The 21,472-nt window shown below is 55.2% G+C and carries 20 protein-coding genes; 1 reads left to right on the plus strand and 19 read right to left on the minus strand.

All coding sequences use genetic code 11. The features are described from left to right. Positions 1–151: 151 nt before the first annotated feature. The 14 genes from T260_RS137460 to T260_RS137395 all read right to left on the minus strand — a co-directional run bounded on the left by T260_RS137460 (position 152) and on the right by T260_RS137395 (position 12,430). Positions 152–1,219 carry an L-threonylcarbamoyladenylate synthase gene (locus tag T260_RS137460; protein WP_013146615.1) on the minus strand — a complete coding sequence of 356 codons (1,068 nt, stop codon included), beginning with the start codon at positions 1,217–1,219 and terminating at the stop codon, positions 152–154. A 129-nt stretch (positions 1,220–1,348) separates the two neighbouring features. Further along, a complete protein-coding gene (gene spoIIR / locus T260_RS137455) occupies positions 1,349–2,212 on the minus strand; it encodes a stage II sporulation protein R (RefSeq protein WP_031212051.1) in 864 nt (287 codons plus the stop codon). Positions 2,213–2,271: 59 nt separating this feature from the next. After that, complete coding sequence (prmC, locus tag T260_RS137450; RefSeq protein WP_023633291.1) at positions 2,272–3,153, minus strand: peptide chain release factor N(5)-glutamine methyltransferase; 882 nt, start codon at positions 3,151–3,153, stop codon at positions 2,272–2,274. Then, positions 3,143–4,219 carry a peptide chain release factor 1 gene (gene prfA, locus T260_RS137445; protein ID WP_011232845.1) on the minus strand — a complete coding sequence of 359 codons (1,077 nt, stop codon included), beginning with the start codon at positions 4,217–4,219 and terminating at the stop codon, positions 3,143–3,145. Before prfA ends, prmC begins: the two co-directional genes overlap by 11 nt. Positions 4,220–4,314: 95 nt before the next feature. After that, positions 4,315–4,755, minus strand: coding sequence for a hypothetical protein (locus T260_RS137440; RefSeq protein ID WP_011232846.1), 441 nt, complete (start codon positions 4,753–4,755; stop codon positions 4,315–4,317). Positions 4,756–4,890: 135 nt separating this feature from the next. Then, positions 4,891–5,073 carry a hypothetical protein gene (locus T260_RS137435; protein ID WP_014196961.1) on the minus strand — a complete coding sequence of 61 codons (183 nt, stop codon included), beginning with the start codon at positions 5,071–5,073 and terminating at the stop codon, positions 4,891–4,893. 17 nt (positions 5,074–5,090) lie between these two features. Further along, entirely contained in the window at positions 5,091–5,714 is a 624-nt protein-coding gene (locus tag T260_RS137430; protein WP_011232847.1) for a thymidine kinase, read from the minus strand. A 163-nt stretch (positions 5,715–5,877) separates the two neighbouring features. Further along, on the minus strand, positions 5,878–6,078 hold the full coding sequence (gene rpmE, locus T260_RS137425; protein WP_011232848.1) for a 50S ribosomal protein L31: 201 nt from the start codon (positions 6,076–6,078) through the stop codon (positions 5,878–5,880). Between the two features lie 257 nt (positions 6,079–6,335). Beyond that, entirely contained in the window at positions 6,336–7,610 is a 1,275-nt protein-coding gene (gene rho / locus T260_RS137420) for a transcription termination factor Rho (RefSeq protein WP_011232849.1), read from the minus strand. 252 nt (positions 7,611–7,862) lie between these two features. After that, positions 7,863–8,825 (minus strand): class II fructose-bisphosphatase, encoded by a 963-nt coding sequence (gene glpX / locus T260_RS137415; RefSeq protein ID WP_011232850.1) that lies wholly within the window; start codon positions 8,823–8,825, stop codon positions 7,863–7,865. 34 nt (positions 8,826–8,859) lie between these two features. Beyond that, positions 8,860–10,146 carry a UDP-N-acetylglucosamine 1-carboxyvinyltransferase gene (murA, locus tag T260_RS137410; RefSeq protein ID WP_023633292.1) on the minus strand — a complete coding sequence of 429 codons (1,287 nt, stop codon included), beginning with the start codon at positions 10,144–10,146 and terminating at the stop codon, positions 8,860–8,862. Positions 10,147–10,278: 132 nt separating this feature from the next. After that, positions 10,279–10,920: a fructose-6-phosphate aldolase gene (gene fsa / locus T260_RS137405; RefSeq protein ID WP_011232852.1), complete on the minus strand. Its 642-nt coding sequence runs from the start codon at positions 10,918–10,920 to the stop codon at positions 10,279–10,281. Positions 10,921–10,995: 75 nt separating this feature from the next. Beyond that, complete coding sequence (locus T260_RS137400; protein WP_023633293.1) at positions 10,996–11,859, minus strand: class II fructose-bisphosphate aldolase; 864 nt, start codon at positions 11,857–11,859, stop codon at positions 10,996–10,998. A gap of 208 nt (positions 11,860–12,067) precedes the next feature. Then, positions 12,068–12,430 carry a response regulator gene (locus T260_RS137395; RefSeq protein WP_013146624.1) on the minus strand — a complete coding sequence of 121 codons (363 nt, stop codon included), beginning with the start codon at positions 12,428–12,430 and terminating at the stop codon, positions 12,068–12,070. Between the two features lie 123 nt (positions 12,431–12,553). Here T260_RS137395 and T260_RS137390 point away from each other — a divergent pair, with 123 nt between their 5' ends. Continuing rightward, the gene (locus T260_RS137390; protein ID WP_011232855.1) at positions 12,554–13,075 is read left to right on the plus strand and encodes a DUF2529 domain-containing protein; all 522 of its coding nucleotides are present in this window, start codon (positions 12,554–12,556) and stop codon (positions 13,073–13,075) included. Between the two features lie 181 nt (positions 13,076–13,256). On the opposite strand, the gene pyrG is transcribed toward T260_RS137390, so the two are convergent. From pyrG to T260_RS137365, 5 genes are all read right to left on the minus strand, one after another. Further along, positions 13,257–14,852 (minus strand): CTP synthase, encoded by a 1,596-nt coding sequence (gene pyrG / locus T260_RS137385; RefSeq protein WP_011232856.1) that lies wholly within the window; start codon positions 14,850–14,852, stop codon positions 13,257–13,259. A gap of 160 nt (positions 14,853–15,012) precedes the next feature. Beyond that, positions 15,013–15,570 (minus strand): DNA-directed RNA polymerase subunit delta, encoded by a 558-nt coding sequence (gene rpoE / locus T260_RS137380; protein ID WP_013146626.1) that lies wholly within the window; start codon positions 15,568–15,570, stop codon positions 15,013–15,015. Positions 15,571–15,958: 388 nt separating this feature from the next. Continuing rightward, a complete protein-coding gene (gene icmF, locus T260_RS137375; RefSeq protein ID WP_011232858.1) occupies positions 15,959–19,219 on the minus strand; it encodes a fused isobutyryl-CoA mutase/GTPase IcmF in 3,261 nt (1,086 codons plus the stop codon). Positions 19,220–19,236: 17 nt separating this feature from the next. Then, a complete protein-coding gene (locus T260_RS137370) occupies positions 19,237–19,869 on the minus strand; it encodes a TetR/AcrR family transcriptional regulator (protein ID WP_011232859.1) in 633 nt (210 codons plus the stop codon). A 246-nt stretch (positions 19,870–20,115) separates the two neighbouring features. Further along, positions 20,116–21,258, minus strand: coding sequence for an acyl-CoA dehydrogenase (locus tag T260_RS137365; protein ID WP_011232860.1), 1,143 nt, complete (start codon positions 21,256–21,258; stop codon positions 20,116–20,118). Positions 21,259–21,472 lie beyond the last annotated feature (214 nt).

The raw sequence follows: 21,472 nt of genomic DNA on the forward strand, positions 1-21,472 counted from the left end.
TGTGAAGCGCGTTTCCGTTCGGTCTTCCGTCACGCCAAGGCGCGACGAAGAAGCCTGCGGCTTGCCTCCGACCGTCAAAAAATAGACAAGCTGCTTTCTCGACCAGGATATGTGAAACTTGTTCGCTGCATCTATACAGACGGACGTCCTTTCATTTCCGCTGTTCGCTGATGGCGCGTCCGCCGGCTGCTTTGCGGAGCCGGTTCATGATCGCCGCGCCGATTCCTTCTTCCGGAAACGCCTCGCTGTAAATGAGATCGACGTTCGTTTCATCAAATCGGCGCAGCGTGTCGTACAGCCGGCTCGCGACCGTCTCAAGCGCCTGGCGCGTTCCGCACGGCAGCACGACATCGGCCGCATACTGATCCCGGTTCTCCTCGGTCGTCAACACGCCGACCGTTTTCCCTTCCGCCCGGCTTTCATCGACAAGCCGCTGCAAAAACGCGGGCGGGCCGGCGACGATCCAAAGCGGCGCTTTCGGCGCATAATGCGTATATTTCATCCCCGGCGCTTTCGGCGCCGCCTCGTCGTCCACAGCAGCGGCCTCTTCAACGCGGCCGATCGCTTCAATAAGCGCCTCTTTCGTCACCCCTCCCGGGCGCAAAATCGTCGGCACGCCCCCACTGCAATCGAGCACCGTCGATTCAACGCCCACGCCGGTCGGCCCGCCGTCGATCACCCCGGCGATCCGCCCGTCTAAATCGGCAAGCACGTGCGCCGCCGTCGTCGGACTCGGCCTTCCTGACCGATTCGCGCTCGGGGCGGCCAACGCCAAGCCGCTCGCCTCGATCAACGCCAGCGCCAGCGGGTGATCCGGCATGCGCACCGCCACCGTCGGCAGCCCAGCCGTCACCCGTTCAGACACCGCTTTGGCCCGTTTTGGCAATACTAACGTGAGCGGCCCCGGCCAAAACCGCTCCATCAACGTTTTCGCCATCGGCGGGATCGAGGCGGCTACCGCCTCCGCTTGGGCCATGCTGGCGACATGAACGATGAGCGGATTGTCGCTCGGCCGCCCTTTGGCGGCGAAAATTTTTTCCACCGCGGCTGTATTGGCCGCATCGGCCCCCAACCCGTACACCGTTTCCGTCGGGAATGCGATGACTTCCCCGGCCCGCAGCCATTCAACCGCCTCTCGTATTTGTGGATAAACTTGCTGTTTATCAACAATATTATCCACAACCCAAACACGCGTTTTCAATCGTTTCACCTTCTCCATCGCCGTGATTCGCCTTGAAAATGGCGGCTTTTTTTACAAGCGTCAGATCGCCGCCCGATGCCTTTCCACAGTTATACACAAATTGTGAATAAACTTGTTATTTTTGTGGATAACTTTGTGGATAGATGCTTATGGAATGAGATGGCTGAGCCACTCTTTGAAGAAAAATTTTACTTCCACCGGCTGTTCCGGCTCGGCCATGACGACGAAGGACGAGTCTTGATCATCAGTGTGCCCTTTGTCCTTCTCGCCATCCGCATGGATGGACGAAGCGGCGCGATCTTCGGTTTCCGCCATCGCACCCCTCTCCTCTTTCGGTTCGTCCCGCTCGATGGCCTGCTCGCCGCTTCGCATCGCCTCAGCTTCCGCTTCGGCCGACTCGCTGTTTTGCTTCGACCCGGCTTCCATTGACCGGACGCTCTCAGCCGACACCGGTTCATTCGTTCCTGCAGGCGATCGGTTCGCCGCCATCATGACGGCATCGCTGTTGGAAAAATCGAGAAAACAAAGCGGCGGGAACAGAACGCACCACCAGTTTGCTCCTTTTCCTTCCCCAAGCGTGATCAGCACGGCATCATAGATGCCAGCCGGATATACGTAGTTGCCGTACACTTTCGTCGGAAAATGAACCGGGCCAAACTCCACTTTGTACGTTTGATCGCTTTGTTCATCGCGCAACACGCGGGCGACCGTCCGCTCGATGTCCGGCAGGTGAGAGCGGATGACGCGCTTTGCTTCCTCAAACGAAGTGAGTTCGGCCACCCAGCCGTTGATTTGCGCATTGACCGCATCACGCACTTTTCGCTTCAATTGTTGGTCTTCATCGGCGTCGCTGTTGGCTAAAATGCGCAAGCGGATTGCCTCATCAGGGATGGCGACCGCCGCGTTCGCCCCGGCGTCCGTCTTGTGGCCGTACAGCTCGACGAGTACGCCTGTCGTTAATAGAATGATATATAAACATATGGCAATGGCATTTCCTTTGATGGTCATCATCGGCACCGTCCTTTCACCTTTCATTGTGGACGGCGCCGCTCGTTTTTAAACCTATCAATCTAACACTTTTTCCCGTTTTTCGGCCGCGTCATGTACACCATCCGGTCTTTGCCGTTGAGGTCAAAATCGACTTCCACTGCGGCTTCTGGAAACGCTGCGGCCAAGAGCGCCGCCACTGCTTCCCCTTGCCCGGCGCCGACTTCAAAAGCGGCAAGCGCCGGCGCGCCGAGCACAAGCGGCAGCTCGCGGGCGAAGCGGCGGTAAAAATCGAGCCCATCGCGGCCGCCAAAGAGCGCCGTGTGCGGCTCATAGTTTTTGACGACCGGGGAAAGCATAGCGGCGTCCGTCTCTGGAATGTACGGCGGATTGGAAACGACGACATCGACCGTCCACCCCATGGCCATGATCGGCTGCAGCAAATCGCCGCACAAAAATGAAACGTTCGCCCCGAGCCGCCGGGCGTTTTCACGGGCGACCGCGAGCGCCGCTTCGGAAATATCGGTTGCGGTCACCGACAACGCTTTGTTCTCCAGCGCCAATGTCACGGCGATCGCCCCGCTGCCAGTGCCGACGTCAACGACATCGATCCGCTTCCGACCAGCAAATAGACGCGGCACCCGCTTTAGGACGCCAAGCACCAGTTCTTCCGTTTCCGGGCGCGGGATTAACACATGGCGATTGACAAGAAACAACCGGCCGTAAAACGATTCATAGCCGATCAAATATTGAATCGGCACATGGTCCACCGCATGGCGGCGCACATCGGCCGCAAATCGTTCATATACCGCTTCGTCGACCGGCTCGCGCCAACGGGCGAACAGCCCGGCCCGATCGGTGCGCAAATGGTGGCACAATAGCCACTCCGCCGCCCGCTCCTCTTTTCCGTGGGCGCGCAAAAAAGAAGAAGCCCAGGCGAGGACTTCATGTACGTTACGACGCATCGTTCGCTTGCTCCAATTTTTTCGCTTGGTCGTCCAAAATGAGCGCCTCGATGATTTCATCCAAATGCCCATCGAGCACTTGATCGAGCTTTTGGATCGTCAGTCCGATGCGGTGGTCGGTGACGCGGTTTTGCGGGAAGTTGTACGTGCGAATGCGTTCAGAACGATCGCCGGTGCCGACAGCTTGCTTGCGCGTTTGGTCGTATTCAGCGCGCGCTTCTTGCTGGTATTTGTCGTAAATGCGGGCGCGCAATACTTTCATCGCTTTTTCTTTGTTTTTGATTTGCGATTTTTCGTCTTGGCACGTGACGACAATGCCGGTCGGAATATGGGTGAGGCGCACGGCCGACATCGTCGTGTTGACGCTTTGCCCACCCGGTCCGCTTGAGGCGAACGTGTCGACGCGAATGTCTTTTTCATTGATTTCGACTTCGATTTCTTCCATCTCCGGCAGGCAGGCGACCGTCGCCGTCGACGTATGGATGCGCCCGCCTGACTCCGTTTCCGGGACGCGCTGGACGCGGTGCGCGCCGTTTTCAAACTTCAGCTTTGAATACGCCCCTTTGCCGTTGATCATAAAAATGATTTCTTTATAGCCGCCGAGGCCGGTCGGGCTCGCTTCGATCACTTCCGTCTTCCACCCTTGCGATTCCGCATAGCGCGTATACATCCGGTACAAGTCGCCGGCAAACAGCGCCGCCTCTTCGCCGCCGGCGGCCGCGCGGATTTCCATAATGACGTTTTTCTCATCGTTCGGATCTTTCGGCAAAAGCAACACTTTCAGCTTTTCAACGAGCGCCTCTTCCCGTTCTTCCAGCTCGCCGATTTCCTCTTTCACCATCTCGCGCAGCTCCGGCTCCAGCTTTTCTTCGAGCATCGCTTTCGCTTCGGCCAGCTGCTCGCGAACCGATTTGTATTCGCGGTACGTTTGCACTGTTTCTTCCAAATCCGCCTGCTCTTTCGAATAATCGCGCAGCTTTTTCGGATCGTTGATGACGTCGGGGTCCATCAACAGTTCATTGAGCTTTTCATACCGTTGCTCCACAGCTTCCAACCGATCAAACACATCATTCACCTCTGTTTTTCCCACACAGTCTAATTTTAGATTATAGCATGAAATGAAGCCAAACAAAAACCCCCGCTTTTGGCAAGCGGGAGCTCTCAGTTGACGCGCACGATGATCTCGTATGTCGGGATCGCTTTTGTCAGCAGCTTGTCAATGCGTTGCGCCTCGCGCTGCCGCTCCTCGTCAGACAGCTCTTCCGGTGCATCAACGGTCACATACATATTGCCGCCGTGAAACCAGATGGAGTCGGCGTGGTAATCGGTGTACCGCTCGATGAGTTGTGCTGCCTTGCGCGTATCGGCGCGCTGGTTTTCGCTTCCTTCGGTCAAGCTGATAAAATTCGGGTTTTGCCGCACGTTTTCCGGATCGTCGAAGTTGTTGTACAAGTCTCTGTCAGCGTCGATCTTCGGCCGCCCGTCCGTCATCAGCCGCGCGCCGTTTTTGTCCTCGCTTTGCTGGCGGTAGGACGGATGATCCGGAGCGAGCGAACAGGCCGAAAGCAGGAAGATCATTCCTAACAGCCAGATGCGTCTCATCCTTTTTCGCCTCCTTAGCTGTTAGGATGTCCATGATCGCCCGTCAATGATACACGGCAAGCCATAAATCTTTCTGCCATCATTCGTCTATTTTGCGGCGAACGAACAAAAGGGGCAGCCTAGTCAAGCGAACGATCAATGATGAACGAGCCGCATGCCAAACGCTTTTTCCTCCCATAGCGAATGGACGCACGAGACGGGCGAGAATGATGGCGCCGCTTCCGCCCTTCTCGGTCGGCGAAACATACGAATATGCACCGTTTCCATCAACGATGGCTGCGCTTCGCCACTTGGCCGATGAAAGCGGCCAAACAACATCAGTGACCGCCTCACCATCACTCACCCGTATGTCCAGCAAGCGGGTGGTTGTATCGCTTTTTCGGTTTGCCAGGCACTTCATGGTGATGGCGGCAGCGAGGCTCGTACGCCTCGCTGGCGCCGACGAGAATCACCGGATCGTCATAAGAGGCGGGCGCACCGTTAATGAGCCGCTGCGTCCGGCTGGCCGGGGAACCGCATACCGTGCAAACCGCCTGCAGCTTCGTCACCGACTCAGCGATCGCCATCAGCGCCGGCACGGGGCCAAACGGTTCGCCGCGAAAATCTTGGTCGAGCCCCGCGGCGATGACGCGGTAGCCGCAATCAGCGAGCGTTTGCACCACATCGATGATGTCGTCGGAAAAAAACTGTATTTCATCGATGGCGACGACGTCGGTGGCGGCGGAAATGTAGCGGAACATTTCCGCCGGCGTCGCGACCGGAATGGCGATCACCGAATTGCCGTTGTGCGACACGACTGCGTCTTCGCTATAACGATTGTCGATCGTCGGTTTGAACACTTTCACTTCCTGCTTGGCAAACTGAGCGCGGCGGACGCGGCGAATCAATTCTTCTGATTTGCCGGAAAACATGCATCCACAAATGAGCTCAAGCCAGCCGGACTGCGTCATCACGTACATCGGGGCCTCTCCTTTCACACAACACTGTCCTCAAACCATCGGCCGCTCCTTGCCGTCTGCCATCGCAACGATCAGCGGGATCAGCTTGATAAGCAACCGGCCTTCCATCTGCTCTCACGAAAAAGCAGGCAAGTTTCGCTTGCCTGCTTTCGTCACGTCCTTGTTACTTAAGGCCGTATTTTTTATTGAATTTATCCACGCGGCCCGCTGCCGTAACAAATTTTTGTTTGCCCGTGAAGAACGGATGGCATTCCGAGCAAATCTCCACGCGCAGCTCGTCTTTGACCGAACCGCTTTCGAATTCGTTGCCGCATGCGCAACGGACGATGACTTTTTTGTACTCTGGATGGATGCCTTGTTTCATCGTTTTCATCTCCTTCCGCCCTGTATCTTATCGAAACAGAGTGATTCGTAGCATGGAACGCTTCATGCTTATGCGCGCCCGCCCGTTTGGCAAGGCGCAGCGCATGGAACAGCTGGGACTCCACCGAAGCGAACCCAGCCGGTGCAAATCACGGATCGCACAAACCAAAAGGCGATAGCCAAAACACACATGTTAAGATTATAACAGCTTTTCTGTCAGTTTGCAACGGGCGATTCGCGGCAAATTCCGCCAACTGCCTACAGACGGGGCGGGCCGCCCTGTTTCCACTCCTGATCGAGCAAGGCGAAAAACTCTTCGTTTGACTTCGTCCGGCGCAATTTGTTCAAAAACCGCTCGATAAAGTCGGGCGAATCGGCCATCGTTTTGCGGATCGCCCACAGCTTTTCCAAATGTTCTTTCGGGATGAGCAGCTCCTCTTTGCGCGTTCCCGAGCGGCGAATGTCAATCGCCGGAAAAATGCGGCGCTCGGCGAGCGAGCGGTCAAGATGGAGCTCCATGTTGCCGGTGCCTTTAAATTCCTCGTAAATGACGTCATCCATGCGCGACCCGGTGTCAATGAGGGCGGTCGCCAAAATCGTCAAGCTGCCGCCTTCTTCGATGTTGCGCGCCGCGCCGAAAAACCGCTTCGGGCGATGAAACGCCGCTGGGTCGATCCCTCCTGAGAGCGTGCGTCCGCTCGGCGGAATGACCAAGTTGTACGCCCGGGCGAGGCGGGTGATGCTGTCCATTAAAATGACGACGTCACGCTTATGCTCAACTAATCGCATCGCCCGTTCTAAGACAAGCTCGGCCACTTTAATATGGTTTTCCGGCACCTCATCAAACGTCGAGCTGACGACATCGCCTTGCACCGACCGCTCGATGTCGGTCACTTCTTCCGGCCGTTCGTCAATGAGCAAGACGATCAACTCGACATCCGGGTGGTTTGTGGTGATGCTGTTGGCAATTTCCTTCAGCAGCATCGTCTTGCCAGCTTTCGGCGGCGCGACGATCAACCCGCGCTGGCCAAAGCCGACGGGAGCGATCAAGTCGATGATGCGGGTCGACAGCTTGTCCGGCGTTGTCTCCAGCTTCATTTGCCGATTCGGGTAAAGCGGCGTCAACGCTGGAAAGTGAACGCGCTCCTTGGCGACTTCCGGGTCTTCGCCGTTGACCGCTTCGACATGAAGCAAGCCGAAGTAGCGTTCATTTTCTTTCGGCGGCCGCACTTTGCCGGATACTTTATCCCCGTTGCGCAAATCAAAACGGCGGATTTGGGAAGCGGAAATGTAAATGTCTTCCGAGCTCGGGGAATAGTTGATCGGGCGCAAAAAGCCGAATCCTTCCGACGGAATGATTTCGAGGATGCCTTCCATGAAAAAGAGGCCGTCTTGTTCGGCACGCGCTTTCAAAATCGCAAAAATAAGCTCCTTTTTCGTCAACTTGCTGTAGTATGAAATTTTGTATTGCTTGGCGAGCTCATACAGCTCCTTCAATTTCATGTTTTCTAGTGCTGCTAACGTTAATTCCATCTTGACACCACACTTTGCAAATTTTCCTATTCTCCCATCGTTCGTGTTCGGACGTATTGGTCATCAATTCGACAGGCGAAGGGATTCATTTCGAAGATGATGAAGGCTGAAATGAAATAAAGAAGTAGAATGGCAGAGCTTATTTTTGCATAAGCAACACGACTATTTTACCCTTTTTTCTTCTTTTTAATCAATATTTTTTTGTTTTTCCGAGCCAGGCGCGGCTCCGGCGCCCGGCCGGATGGTAGGATATCATTTGATGACTAAGTTCGGTTTTTTCTTCAAACTGTGCCGCCCTTCGATGAAGCGGACCGTGCCGGACTTGGCCCGCATGACGACGGAGTGGGTGAGGCCGTACGCCCCTTTCAGCCGCACGCCGCGCAACAGCTCGCCGTCGGTGACGCCGGTGGCGGCAAAAATCGCGTCGTCTCCTTTCACCAAATCGTCCATGCGCAGCACTTTGTTGACGTCAATGCCCATTTGTTTGCACCGCTCGACTTCATCGTCGTTTTGCGGCAGCAGCTTCCCTTGCAGTTCGCCGCCAAGGCATTTCAACGCGACCGCCGCGAGCACTCCTTCCGGCGCGCCGCCCGAGCCGAACAAAATGTCAACGCCGGTATGGTCAAACGCCGTGTTAATGGCGGCGGCGACATCGCCGTCATTGATGAGCTTAATGCGGGCGCCGGCTTCACGCAGCTCATGAATGAGACGCTCATGGCGCGGACGGTTGAGAACAACCGCGACGACGTCTTCAATATCTTTGTTTTTCGCCTTCGCCACCGCCTTTAAATTGTCGATGATCGGCGCCTCAATGTCAATCATCCCGACCGCTTCCGGCCCGACGGCGATTTTCTCCATGTACATGTCCGGCGCGTGAAGCAGATGGCCGTGGTCAGCGACAGCGACGACAGCCAAGGCGTTCCATCCCCCGGAAGCGACGATGTTCGTCCCTTCAAGCGGGTCGACAGCGACATCGACGCGCGGGCCATAGCCGTTGCCGAGCTTTTCCCCGATATACAGCATCGGCGCTTCGTCCATTTCCCCTTCGCCGATGACGACGGTGCCTTTCATCGGCACGGTGTCAAACACGTCGCGCATCGCCGACGTCGCGGCGTCATCAGCCTCATTCTTTTTCCCGCGCCCCATCCAGCGGGCGGCGGCAAGCGCCGCCGCTTCGGTGACGCGCACGAGTTCCATCGATAAGCTTCGTTCCATCGTCGTTCTCCCCTTCCCCTTTGTCGACTGGACGTTACGCGTTTTTCACTTGCTCGATTTCTTCATCGGTCATTTTTTCGCGCCAAATGGTGGCGCCGATGTCAGACAGTTTTTCGACGAGGTTGCTGTAGCCGCGGTCGATATGCTCGACGCCGGTGATCTCCGTCACTCCTTCAGCCATCAGCCCGGCAATGACAAGCGCCGCCCCGGCGCGCAAATCGCTCGCCTTCACTTTCGCCCCTTGCAGTTTGACGGGGCCGGTGACGATGGCTGAGCGGCCTTCGACTTTTACATTGGCGTTCATGCGCCGCAATTCATCGACATGCTTGAAGCGGGCGCTGTAAATCGTGTCGGTGACGACGCTTGTGCCGTTGGCTTTTGTCAGCAGCGCGGTAAACGGCTGCTGCAGATCAGTTGGGAAGCCCGGATAGACGAGCGTCTTGACGTCAACCGCTTTCAAAACGTCGGTGCCGCAGACGAGAATTTGATCTTCCCCCGTCTCCACGCGCACCCCCATTTCGCGCAATTTGGCCGTCAGCGATTCAACGTGCTGCGGGATGACGTTGTCGACGACGACTTCGCCATTGGTGGCCGCGGCGGCGATCATGTACGTCCCGGCTTCGATCCGATCCGGGATGATGGCATGGCGGCAGCCCGATAATTTTTCGACGCCGTCAATGCGGATCACATCGGTGCCGGCTCCTTTGATTTTCGCGCCCATATTCGAAAGCAATGTCGCTACATCGATGATTTCCGGCTCTTTCGCCGCATTTTCGATAATCGTCCGCCCTTTGGCGCGCACCGCCGCCAGCATGATGTTGATCGTCGCGCCGACGCTGACGACGTCCAAAAAAATGCGGGCTCCGCGCAGTTCCTCCGCGCGCAAGTAAATGGCGCCCTGCTCGTTCGTTACGGTGGCTCCCAGCGCCTCAAACCCTTTGATATGCTGGTCAATCGGGCGCGGACCGAGATGACATCCGCCCGGCAAGCCGACAACCGCTCTTTTGAAGCGGCCAAGCATCGCCCCCATCAAATAGTAGGAGGCGCGCAGCTTTTTCACCTTCCCATTTGGAAGCGGCATGGACACCATATTCGTTGGGTCGATGACCGCCTCTTTGCCGTCAAACGAAAACGAGCCGCCGATTTCTTCGATCAAGCTTCCTAAAATGTGCACGTCGGAAATGTCCGGCAACCCCTCGATCGTCACCGGCGAATCGGCCAAAATCGTTGCAGGAATCAAAGCGACCGCGCTGTTTTTCGCACCGCTCACTTTGATCGTTCCCCGCAGCCGATCTCCGCCGATAATTTTCATTTTATCCATCGTCGTCTCCCTTCTTTGCTCGGAAGTTGGCTTCACCCCTGGGACGAAAAAGCAAAGCCGGGCGGGCTCATCACGTCCGGCCTGAACGCGGCAGAGCGAGCCCGCTTCACCCAAGAGGCAAACGGCTTACTTTCATTTTTGCCGATTCCAGTCGGCGAGAAACTTCTCAATTCCTTGATCGGTCAGCGGATGGTTGAACAATTGCATAAGCACCTTGTACGGAACCGTGGCAATATGCGCCCCGCGCAACGCCGCTTCTGTCACATGGTGCGGATGGCGGATCGAAGCGGCGATGATTTCCGTTTCAATGCCATGAATGTTGAAAATCTCAGCGATGGTGGAAATGAGCTCTAAACCGTTATGGCCGATGTCATCGAGGCGGCCGAGGAACGGAGAGACGTACGTCGCGCCGGCGCGTGCGGCCAAGAGCGCCTGGTTGGCGGTGAACACAAGCGTCACATTCGTTTGAATCCCTTTTTCGCTGAACGCCTTGACTGCTTTTAAGCCTTCCGGCGTCATCGGCACTTTGATCGTAATGTTCGGGGCGATTTTCGCCAGCTCTTCGCCTTCCGCGATCATGCCAGCGGCGTCAGTCGAAATGACTTCAGCGCTCACCGAACCAGAAACGATCGATGTAATTTCGCGCAACCGATCATGGAACGATACGTTCTCCTTCGCCACGAGGCTTGGGTTGGTCGTGACGCCGGCCAAAATGCCGAGTTCATGGGCGTGTTTGATTTCTTCCAAGTTGGCAGTGTCGATAAAAAATTTCATGCTGAACCCTCCTTGTTATTCGTTGCACATGCAAAGGCAGCCGCGCGGCGGCCAAACGCCGCCCGCGAAGCCGATTCATCGCGCCGCTTTTCCGGACGAGCCAAACTCGCGCATTTTGCCGATGACCGTCGCTTTGATGGCGTCGCGGCCCGGGCCGATGATTTTGCGCGGATCATAGACGTTCGGGTCTTTCGCGAGCAGTTCGCGGACGACTTTGGTAAACGCCATTTGGTTTTCGGTATTGACGTTGATTTTCGATGTGCCAAGGGAGATCGCGCGTTGAATTTGTTCGGTCGGAATGCCGGTGCCGCCGTGGAGCACAAGCGGAACGCCGGTTAAATCGCGGATTTGCTCCATTTCGGCAAATCCGAGCTTCGGCTCTCCTTTGTACGGGCCGTGCACAGAACCGAGCGCCGGGGCGAGACAGTCGACGCCTGTCTGTTTGACAAGCTCTTCGCACTCTTTCGGGTCGGCGTAAATGATCCCTTCTCCGACGACGTCGTCTTCCTGCCCGCCGACGATGCCGAGCTCCGCTTCGACCGAAACGCCGCGCGCATGAGCATATTCAACGACTTGCGAGGTGATGCGGACGTTTTCTTCAAATGGATGGTGGGAGGCGTCAATCATAACCGAGGTGAACCCGGCGTCAATCGCCGCTTTGCATTTTTCAAAGCTCGATCCATGGTCGAGATGGATGGCGACCGGAACGGTGATGTTCATGTCTTCCATTAACCCTTTGACCATATTGACGACCGTTTTGAATCCGCTCATATAGCGGGCCGCCCCTTCGGAGACGCCGAGAATGACCGGCGATTTTTCCTCTTCGGCCGCCGCTAAAATGGCTTGTGTCCATTCCAAGTTGTTAATGTTAAATTGACCGACCGCGTATTTGCCGCGCAGCGCCTCGTTGAGCATCTCTTTCATCGATACTAACGGCATGGTTCCATCCTCCTTAGCTGATCGTCGTCTTTGTCGCCCTGGCGGTGACTGGGTCCACAGGCGCAAAATCCATCTACGTTATAAGCATACCAACTTGCCGGCAAAACGGCAACATTTCCACCCTTTATTCTCCTAAAGACGACAGCGTCATCAATGTCCATCGATGCGCTTTCTTTGCCAAAGGAAAGCCGCTCGTCGATGGCGCTGTCTAGGCGGTAATGTATTTTTTGACGGCAACGCGCAAATCGTCAATATCAAACGGCTTGGCAAAATGCATCAGCGCCCCGAGCTCTTTCGTTTCTTGAATCATATCGAGCTCCCCGTAGGCGGTCATGATGATCACCTTAATATCCGGATCAATCTCTTTCAACCGTTTTAAAATTTCAATGCCGTCCATGCCAGGAATTTTCATATCAAGAAGCACAAGATCGGGGTGATGTTTGCGGGCGATTTCGAGCGCCTGCATGCCGTTGGCGGCCTGATACGTTACATACCCCTCCCGCTGAAACACTTCGTTGAGCAAAATGCGGATGCCATACTGGTCGTCGACAATCAAAATTTTGTTTCCCACAGTTATGCACCTCTATTCCCTGTTTTCTCCCTATTAATGTTTCGCATTTGGCAAACCCTTTTCCTGCTTGCTTTTCTTGTTGTTTGCCGATTTTGTATAATAGCGGCGAAGGGAGGCCGAACCGTGAAAATTTTAACGACGCAAACGATCGGATTGTTGCAAAAAATCGCCGCGGATGAAGAGCTGGCGCTCGAAGACGGGGCGCGTCTGCTCGCTCAGGCCGCCATCGGTGATGGACGCATTTGGCTGTATGGCATAGGTGAACTCGATGCGGTCGTCACCGCCGCGCTTCTTGGCCCCGATCCGCTGCCGAAAGCCAAACGGCTTGAGCCGACAGCAACCGATGACTGGCAGGAAACGGACCGAGCGCTTCTATTTGCCCGCTTTTCCGCCGATCCTGAGGCCATTCGCCTCGTCGAACAGCTGCAGGCGCACGGCGTTGATGCAGTGGCCGTCGCGGCGCTCGTCAAGGATGAACCCGGACTGGCCGATATGGCCACCGTCTTTATCGACAGCAAACTTTCCCGCCCGCTCGTGCCGACCGAAGACGGCCGCCGCATCGGCATGCCGACGATCATCACCGCTTCATTCATCTACTACGGACTGCGCGTTTTGCTCGATGAAATTTTGGCGGAATATGAATAACAGCCGCCATGAAAGCGAGCGCTCTCCGACCGGCCAAAGGCAAAGAGGTATAGAAACCGCCCAAAAAACGGCGCCTGATCAATGGGCATCGTGCTTGACAAGATGAAAAATATCCAAAAAAGAAAGGGGGCTGAACCCAAAAGGCCGTTCTACGGCTTTTTTTGGGACAGCCCCTTTTTCGTCACTCTTTCAGCGACGCTCTGACAAACTCGCGGAACAGCGGCTGCGGCCGCGTCGGGCGCGAGGTGAATTCCGGATGGAATTGCGCGGCGACGAACCACGGATGATCCTTGAGTTCGATCACTTCAACCAACCGTCCGTCCGGACTCGTGCCGGAAAAGACGAAGCCGTGCTCTTCCATGATCGGCCGGTATTGGTTGTTGAATTCGTACCGATGGCGATGGCGCTCGTAAATGACTTCATCGCCGTAGGCGGCGTAGGCAAGCGTCCCTTCCTGCAGCTTGCACGGATACAAGCCGAGGCGGAGCGTGCCGCCTAAATCTTCGACATCCTTCTGCTCCGGAAGCAAGTCGATGATCGGATGCGGCGTGTTCGGGTCAAACTCGGACGAATGGGCGCCGGACAACCCGACAACATGGCGAGCAAATTCAATCGAGGCGAGCTGCATTCCTAAGCAAATGCCCAAAAACGGCACGCGCTGCTCGCGGGCGTAGCGGATCGCCTCAATCTTCCCTTCGACCCCGCGGTCGCCGAACCCGCCCGGAACCAAAATGCCGTCCGCATCTTTCAACAGGTCGGCTACATTGTCACGCGTCACATGCTCAGCATTGATCCACTGAATATCAATGTCGGTGTCAAACGCATACCCCGCATGACGGAGCGCCTCAACAACAGAAATATAGGCGTCCGGAAGCTCGACGTATTTGCCAACCAAAGCGATTTTCGTCGTTTTCGATAAGTTGCGCACTTTCTCGACGAGCGCCTTCCATTCGGTCATATCCGCTTCGCGGCAGTTGAGGCGCAAATGTTCGCACACGATTTGGTCCAGTTTTTGTTCTTGAAGCATAAGCGGGACCGCATACAGCGTGTCGGCATCGCGCGCCTCGATGACCGCTTTCGGATCGATGTCGCAAAAGAGGGCGATTTTCTCTTTCATTTCCTGCGGCATCGGCATTTCCGTGCGCACGACGATGACGTTCGGCTGAATGCCGAGGCTGCGCAATTCTTTCACGCTGTGCTGCGTCGGCTTCGTTTTCATTTCCCCAGCGGCCTTGATGTACGGCACGAGCGTGCAGTGGATGTACATGACGTTTTCTCGTCCAACATCGCTTTTGATTTGGCGGATCGCTTCTAAAAACGGAAGCGATTCAATATCGCCGACCGTGCCGCCGATCTCCGTAATGACGACATCGGCGTTCGTCTCTCTTCCGGCCCGGAAGACGCGCTCTTTAATTTCGTTGGTAATGTGCGGAATGACTTGCACCGTGCCGCCTAGGTAATCGCCGCGGCGCTCTTTGCGGATGACGGCGGAATAAATTTTTCCTGTCGTCACGTTGCTGTATTTGTTTAAATTAATATCGATGAACCGTTCATAATGCCCTAAATCCAAATCCGTCTCTGCACCGTCGTCCGTGACGAACACCTCGCCGTGCTGATACGGGCTCATCGTCCCTGGGTCGACGTTAATGTACGGGTCAAACTTTTGGATCGTCACGTTCAACCCGCGGTTTTTCAACAAACGTCCAAGCGAAGCCGCCGTAATCCCTTTCCCGAGTGAGGAAACAACGCCGCCCGTCACAAAAATGTATTTCGTCATTTTGTCTTCCCCCTTGCCGAAATTGCGGTAACAGTTTCAGTGTTTGCGAAAGGCGCAAATAAAAAACGCTCCGCTTACCGTACGTAAGGGAGCGATCGATTTGTTCGTTTTCAAGAGCCCAACACACATTGTACCGGGTTCCCCTGGCAAAGTCAAGCGGTTATTCGTCTTCCTCCGGCTCTTCGAGATCAAGCTCTTCATCAAGCGGCGCATCGTCCAGCTCAAACTCTTCATCGCCGAGAATGTCATCGTCAAACGCGACGTCTTCGTCCAGATCGAATTCTTCATCTTCCAAGAGCTCGTCTTCATCAAGCTCGAGCTCTTCCCCATCATATTCATCCAAATCGTCGTAATCGAGATCTTCATCTTCAAGCAACTCATCGTATTCATCGTATTCATCGTCAAGCGCTTTTTTCTTCTTCTTCGGCTTGACGATCGTCACCGTTTCGTCTTCTGTCTGGTCAAACGGATACCATGCGCGCAATCCCCAGACGTTTTCCCCAACGCAAATAAACCGGCCGTCGATGTTTAAATCGGTGTAATATTGGGCCAGCCGCGCCTCCATCTCTTCTTCCGATATGCCGGCCAGCGCTGCTGCTTCACGAACGAGTTGATCAAACGGCAGCGCCTCCCGCTTGTCAAGCAAAATGAGGTTCGCCAGCTCGACGAACGACATCTCCTGCAATTCCTCCGGCGAGTATTGCTGCTGCAGGCTCAAGTTCAGCACTCCCCTTCTATATTAATGAAACAAATGAATGCAAGTGGAATACATACCATTCATTATAAACAAATTGTCGGGGTTTATGCTACCCATTTGCCGAAAAAAGCAAAGGAGGGCAGCCCTGCGGCGAGGGCGGCCCTCCTTCCGATTCCGACATATCCGTTGTCACAATCACCTTTGTTCACACCGCTCCACTTTTTCCTTACGAAGCCCATTCGTCTTGATCTTTTGGCCCAATCCGCGTTCCGTTCGTTTCGCCTCCGGCGGGCCAGTACGCCAACAGCCGCTGCCCATCATTCTACCGATCTGCTAAAGTTCAACGGGCCGTTGTCCATTGTGATCAAGGGCGCCCATCGAAAGCAGAAAACAACGAAACTCCCTCGAATTACATATTCCGCCGGTATTGTCCGCCGACTTCGTACAAGGCGCGGGTGATTTGTCCAAGGCTGGCGACTTTCACCGTTTCCATCAATTCTTCGAAAATGTTGCCGCCGCTTGTCGCCACTTGCTTCAGCCGTTCGAGCGCCGGGCCGGCTTTGTCTTTGTTCCGCTCTTGGAATTCGCGCAAGTTGCGGATTTGCGTCTCTTTTTCTTCATACGTCGCCCGGGCGAGCTGGATGTTGTTCAGTTCGTCCTCTGACGGCGGATTCGGGTTCAAGAACGTGTTGACGCCGATGATCGGCAGTTCGCCGGTATGTTTTTTCGTTTCATAGTAAAGTGATTCGTCTTGAATTTTGCCGCGCTGGTATTGCATCTCCATCGCCCCGAGCACGCCGCCGCGGTCGTTGAGCCGTTCAAACTCTTGCAACACCGCTTCTTCAACCAAATCGGTCAGCTCTTCAATGATGAACGACCCTTGGAGCGGGTTTTCGTTTTTGGTCAGGCCAAACTCTTTCGTGATAATGAGTTGGATCGCCATCGCCCGACGGACCGACTCTTCGGTCGGTGTCGTGATCGCTTCGTCATAGGCATTCGTATGCAGCGAGTTGCAGTTGTCATAAATCGCCAGAAGCGCCTGCAGCGTCGTGCGGATGTCGTTGAAATCGATCTCCTGCGCGTGCAATGAACGGCCGGACGTTTGGATATGGTATTTCAGTTTCTGGCTCCGTTCGTTGGCGCCGTATTTTTCGCGCATGACGATCGCCCAAATGCGGCGGGCGACGCGGCCGATGACCGAATACTCCGGATCGAGGCCGTTGCTGAAGAAAAACGACAAGTTCGGCGCAAAATCGTCAATGTGCATGCCGCGGCTCAAGTAATACTCGACATACGTAAAGCCGTTCGCAAGCGTAAACGCCAGCTGCGTGATCGGGTTCGCCCCCGCCTCGGCGATATGGTAGCCGGAGATCGACACCGAGTAGTAGTTGCGGACGCGGTGCTTGATGAAATACTCTTGAATGTCGCCCATCATTTTTAAGGCGAAATCGGTCGAGAAAATGCACGTGTTTTGCCCTTGGTCTTCCTTCAAAATATCGGCTTGAACCGTGCCGCGCACCGTTTGCAGCGTCCATTCCTTCACTTGTTCGTACTCTTCCGGCGTGAGCGGGCGGCCAAGCTCGGCTTCCTTTTTCTCGACTTGCTGGTCAATCGCCGTATTCATAAACATCGCCAGCAAAATCGGAGCCGGACCGTTGATCGTCATCGACACGGATGTGAGCGGGTCGCACAAGTCAAACCCTTTGTACAGCTTTTTCATATCATCAAGTGTACAGACGCTGACACCGCTTTCCCCGACTTTGCCGAAAATGTCCGGCCGGTAGTCCGGGTCTTCGCCATAGAGCGTCACGGAGTCGAACGCGGTGCTGAGCCGCTTCGCCTTGTCTTCTTTGCACAAGTAATGGAAGCGGCGGTTCGTGCGCTCCGGCGTCCCTTCGCCGGCAAACTGCCGTTTCGGGTCTTCGCCTTGGCGCTTGAACGGGAAGACGCCGGCCGTATACGGGAACGAGCCAGGGACGTTTTCTTTATACACCCAGCGCAAAATCTCTCCGTAGTCTTTGAATTTCGGCAAGACGACTTTCGGAATGTCCAAACCGGACAACGTTTTCGTCGTCAGTTCGGTGACAATTTCTTTGTCTCGCACTTTCGTAACAAATTGTTTTGCCGCATATTTCGCTTTCGTTTCTTCCCATGTCGCCAAAATGCGCTTCGATTCCGGCGTCAATTTCGCCTCATAATCCGCTTTGAGCGTCTCGAGCGCGCGGATCACGTCTTCCGCTTCGCCCCGTTCCTTCGCCGCTTCGATGGCCCCTTCGATTTGGAAGAGGCGTCGGGCCACTTCGACTTGCTGCTCGGCGCGGCGGTGGTACGAGCGGACCGTTTCCGCGATTTCACGCAAATAGTAGCGGCGCTCGTTCGGGATGATGACATTATGCTTTTCGACATTGGCGACCGTTTTTAAGCTTGTTTTCCAATTCGTTCCTGCTTTTTTATTGATCGTATCCACAAGCGCGACAAAGAGCGTATTCGTGCCTGGGTCGTTAAACTGGCTGGCGATCGTGCCGTACACCGGCATTTCCGAAACATCGCGGTCAAACAGCTGGTGGCTGCGCTGATATTGTTTTTGCACTTGCCGTTTTGCGTCTTCTGACCCTTTGCGCTCGAATTTATTAATGACAATCAAATCGGCATAATCGATCATGTCGATTTTCTCAAGCTGCGTCGGCGCGCCGAACTCGCTTGTCATGACGTACATCGACACGTCGCACACTTCGGTAATGGCGGCGTCGCCTTGGCCGATCCCGCTCGTTTCAATGATGACAAGATCAAATCCGGCCGCTTTGACAACCGAAATGGCGTCGCGAATCGCCGGCGACAGTTCCGTGCGGGAATGGCGCGTCGCCAAGCTTCTCATGTAAACGCGCGGCGAGTTGATCGAGTTCATCCGGATGCGGTCGCCCAACAGCGCCCCGCCCGTTTTTTGCTTCGTCGGGTCGACTGACAAGATCGCGATTTTGATATCAGGAATTTCGTTTAAAAAGCGGCGGACGAGCTCATCGGTGAGCGAGCTTTTCCCAGCTCCGCCTGTGCCGGTGATGCCGAGCACCGGCACGCGCTTCTCGAGCGCCTTCACTTGTTCAATGGCGGCTTCCGCCGCCGCGGCCGCCTCTTTGTTTTCCCCCTCGGCGCGATATTCGCACAGCGTGATGAGCCGGGCGATCGCCTGCACATCGCCGGACGGAAGCCGCTCCAGTTCATCGGTCACCACCGTCACGGTCGGAAAATCGCACTCTTCAAGCATGACGTTGATCATCCCTTGCAAGCCGAGGCGTCGGCCGTCTTCCGGCGAGAAAATGCGGGCGATGCCATATTCGTGCAGCTCTTTGATTTCCCGCGGGATGATGACGCCGCCCCCGCCGCCGTAAATGCGGATATGGGACGCCCCCCGCTCTTGGAGCAGGTCGTACATATATTTAAAAAATTCCATATGCCCGCCTTGATACGAGGAGACGGCAATGCCTTGCACATCTTCCTGAATGGCGGCATTGACGATTTCCTCCACCGATCGGTTATGGCCTAAATGGATGACCTCGGCGCCGCTCGCCTGCAAAATGCGGCGCATAATGTTGATTGAGGCGTCATGGCCGTCAAACAAGCTCGATGCAGTCACAAAGCGGACGTGATGCTTCGGACGGTAAATGTGCGCCATCGTTTCTTCTCCCCCTTTTAGACTCGCTGTTTCTCCATAATCCCCTTTAATAAAAACTCGGTTTGCAGTTCGATATATTCATCGAGTGTATACATTTTCCGCAGCACCCAACGGCGGAACGCCCACATTTGCCCAAGAACGACGATGTTGTGGGCGAACAGGCGGATTTCGCTTTCAGAAAGCTGCAGCGCCCCGCTCTCAACGCATGCGCGCAAAATATGTTCGAAAATCGCCGCCATATCGAGTTCTTTATTCAACACATACGGCAGCGATTCTTTGCTTAGCGCTTTCACTTCTTGATACATGACGAGCACTTCATCATCGAGTTCATCAACAACGCGGAAATAGTGGGCAATGGCGCGCCTTAACCCTTCGATCGTGCCATGGTGGGCACCGAGGTCTTGTTCCGTCCGCTCCCGCACTTCGTCGTAAATGCGGTCGCACACGAGATAGAGGACGTCTTCTTTCTTGCGGATGTACTCGTACAACGTGCCGATGCTGAAGCCGGACGCTTTGGCGATCTCCCTTGTCGTCGTTTGGTGGAAACCTTTTTGTTTAAACAAGGAAATCGCGCCTTTGATCATCTCATTGCGCCGTTTTTTCACGAGTTTTTCGTCTTTGACCGATGCAATCACTTCCCGTTTTTTCATGTTCGTTGTCTCTCCCCCATTCCCATTTGACGGCGGGGCGCCGCCCCGCCCCATGCCTATCCGTGCGCCCTTCCCCAAAGCGCCAAGCCGCCGTTCAGATCCAAAACCATTGAAATGACGCACAATGTTTCAATCGCGCGCCAACACGAATGAGTGGACGCGCAGTGTTTAATTGTGTGTCAACACGAATGAGTGGACACGCAATGTTTAATTGCGTGTCAACACGAATGAGTGGACACGCAATGTTTAATTGCGTGTCAACATGCGCGAAATGACAAGGCGTTGGATTTCTTGCGTTCCTTCGTAAATTTGCGTAATCTTCGCGTCGCGCATAAACCGCTCGACCGGGTAGTCCTTCGTGTAGCCGTTGCCGCCGAAAATTTGCACCGCCTCGACCGTCACTTTCATCGCCGTGTCGCCGGCAAACAGTTTCGCCATGGCGGATGCTTTGCCGTACGGCAAGCCATTCGACTCCAACCATGCCGCTTGATAGGTCAAGAGCCGCGCCGCTTCAATGGCAGTCGCCATGTCAGCGAGCTTGAAAGCGACCCCTTGCTGCTCGATGATCGGTTTGCCGAACTGGACGCGCTGTTTCGCATAGTCCACCGCCGCATCCAGCGCGCCCTGGGCAATGCCGACCGCTTGGGCGGCGATGCCGTTGCGGCCGCCATCGAGCGTCATCATGGCGATTTTAAACCCTTCTCCTTCTTGACCGAGCAAGTTTTCTTTCGGAATGCGGCAGTCTTCAAAAATGAGCTCCGTCGTCGGCGACGAACGAATGCCGAGTTTCTTTTCCTTTTTGCCGAACGAAAAGCCCGGCGTTCCTTTTTCCACGATAAAGGCGCTGATCCCTTTATGCCGCTTTTCCGGATCGGTGACGGCAAATACGACGTAAATTTCCGCTTCGCCGCCGTTGGTGATCCATACTTTCGAGCCGTTTAAAATGTAGTGGTCCCCGTCTTTTACCGCACGCGTTTTCATCGAGGCGACATCCGACCCCGCCCCCGGCTCGGACAGAGCGTATGCCCCCAGTTTTTCCCCAGTCGCTAAGGCGCGCAAATACTTTTGCTTTTGTTCTTCGTTGCCGAACTTGTAAATCGGCCAGCTGGCGAGCGATATATGCGCGGAAAGCGTCACCCCGGTCGAGGCGCAGACGCGCGACAGCTCCTCAACGGCAATGACATAGGCCAAATAATCGCTGCCAATGCCGCCGTATTCTTCCGGCCACGGAATGCCTGTTAAACCGAGTTCAGCCATTTTGTTGAAAATGCCGCGGTCAAACCGCTCTTCTTCGTCGCGCTCAGCGGCAGTCGGCGCTACCTCATTTTCGGCAAATTCGCGCACCATTTTTCGCAGCATTTCATGTTCTTCGCTCAATCGAAAGTTCATCGTTTCATTCCCCCGTTTTCCTATATATCCGAAATCCTCGTCCCCCGTGCCAGCGTGATCACCGTTTTCCAAAAACAGACAATGAATCGTTGTGCCGCGACGTTGCCATCCAGTTCGCCGCCCATTCCGGGTTTTCCAAAGACAGACAACGAATCGTTGTTGGGAAAAGAGAATAGGATCGCTCCGGCTGCACAACAAAACGCAGCAAATGACA

Origin of the sequence: Geobacillus thermopakistaniensis (genome assembly GCF_000498995.1) — a bacterium.
Taxonomy (GTDB): domain Bacteria; phylum Bacillota; class Bacilli; order Bacillales; family Anoxybacillaceae; genus Geobacillus; species Geobacillus thermoleovorans.

Excerpts from the sequence above, each read along its gene's own strand:
- T260_RS137460 (WP_013146615.1), bottom strand. The coding sequence starts at position 1,219 with ATGGAGAAGGTGAAACGATTGAAAACGCGTGTTTGGGTTGTGGATAAT.
- spoIIR (WP_031212051.1), bottom strand. The coding sequence starts at position 2,212 with ATGATGACCATCAAAGGAAATGCCATTGCCATATGTTTATATATCATT.
- prmC (WP_023633291.1), bottom strand. The coding sequence starts at position 3,153 with ATGCGTCGTAACGTACATGAAGTCCTCGCCTGGGCTTCTTCTTTTTTG.
- T260_RS137440 (WP_011232846.1), bottom strand. The coding sequence starts at position 4,755 with ATGAGACGCATCTGGCTGTTAGGAATGATCTTCCTGCTTTCGGCCTGT.
- T260_RS137435 (WP_014196961.1), bottom strand. The coding sequence starts at position 5,073 with ATGTTGTTTGGCCGCTTTCATCGGCCAAGTGGCGAAGCGCAGCCATCG.
- T260_RS137430 (WP_011232847.1), bottom strand. The coding sequence starts at position 5,714 with ATGTACGTGATGACGCAGTCCGGCTGGCTTGAGCTCATTTGTGGATGC.
- rpmE (WP_011232848.1), bottom strand. The coding sequence starts at position 6,078 with ATGAAACAAGGCATCCATCCAGAGTACAAAAAAGTCATCGTCCGTTGC.
- rho (WP_011232849.1), bottom strand. The coding sequence starts at position 7,610 with ATGGAATTAACGTTAGCAGCACTAGAAAACATGAAATTGAAGGAGCTG.
- glpX (WP_011232850.1), bottom strand. The coding sequence starts at position 8,825 with ATGGAACGAAGCTTATCGATGGAACTCGTGCGCGTCACCGAAGCGGCG.
- murA (WP_023633292.1), bottom strand. The coding sequence starts at position 10,146 with ATGGATAAAATGAAAATTATCGGCGGAGATCGGCTGCGGGGAACGATC.
- fsa (WP_011232852.1), bottom strand. The coding sequence starts at position 10,920 with ATGAAATTTTTTATCGACACTGCCAACTTGGAAGAAATCAAACACGCC.
- T260_RS137400 (WP_023633293.1), bottom strand. The coding sequence starts at position 11,859 with ATGCCGTTAGTATCGATGAAAGAGATGCTCAACGAGGCGCTGCGCGGC.
- pyrG (WP_011232856.1), bottom strand. The coding sequence starts at position 14,852 with ATGACGAAATACATTTTTGTGACGGGCGGCGTTGTTTCCTCACTCGGG.
- icmF (WP_011232858.1), bottom strand. The coding sequence starts at position 19,219 with ATGGCGCACATTTACCGTCCGAAGCATCACGTCCGCTTTGTGACTGCA.
- T260_RS137370 (WP_011232859.1), bottom strand. The coding sequence starts at position 19,869 with ATGAAAAAACGGGAAGTGATTGCATCGGTCAAAGACGAAAAACTCGTG.
- T260_RS137365 (WP_011232860.1), bottom strand. The coding sequence starts at position 21,258 with ATGAACTTTCGATTGAGCGAAGAACATGAAATGCTGCGAAAAATGGTG.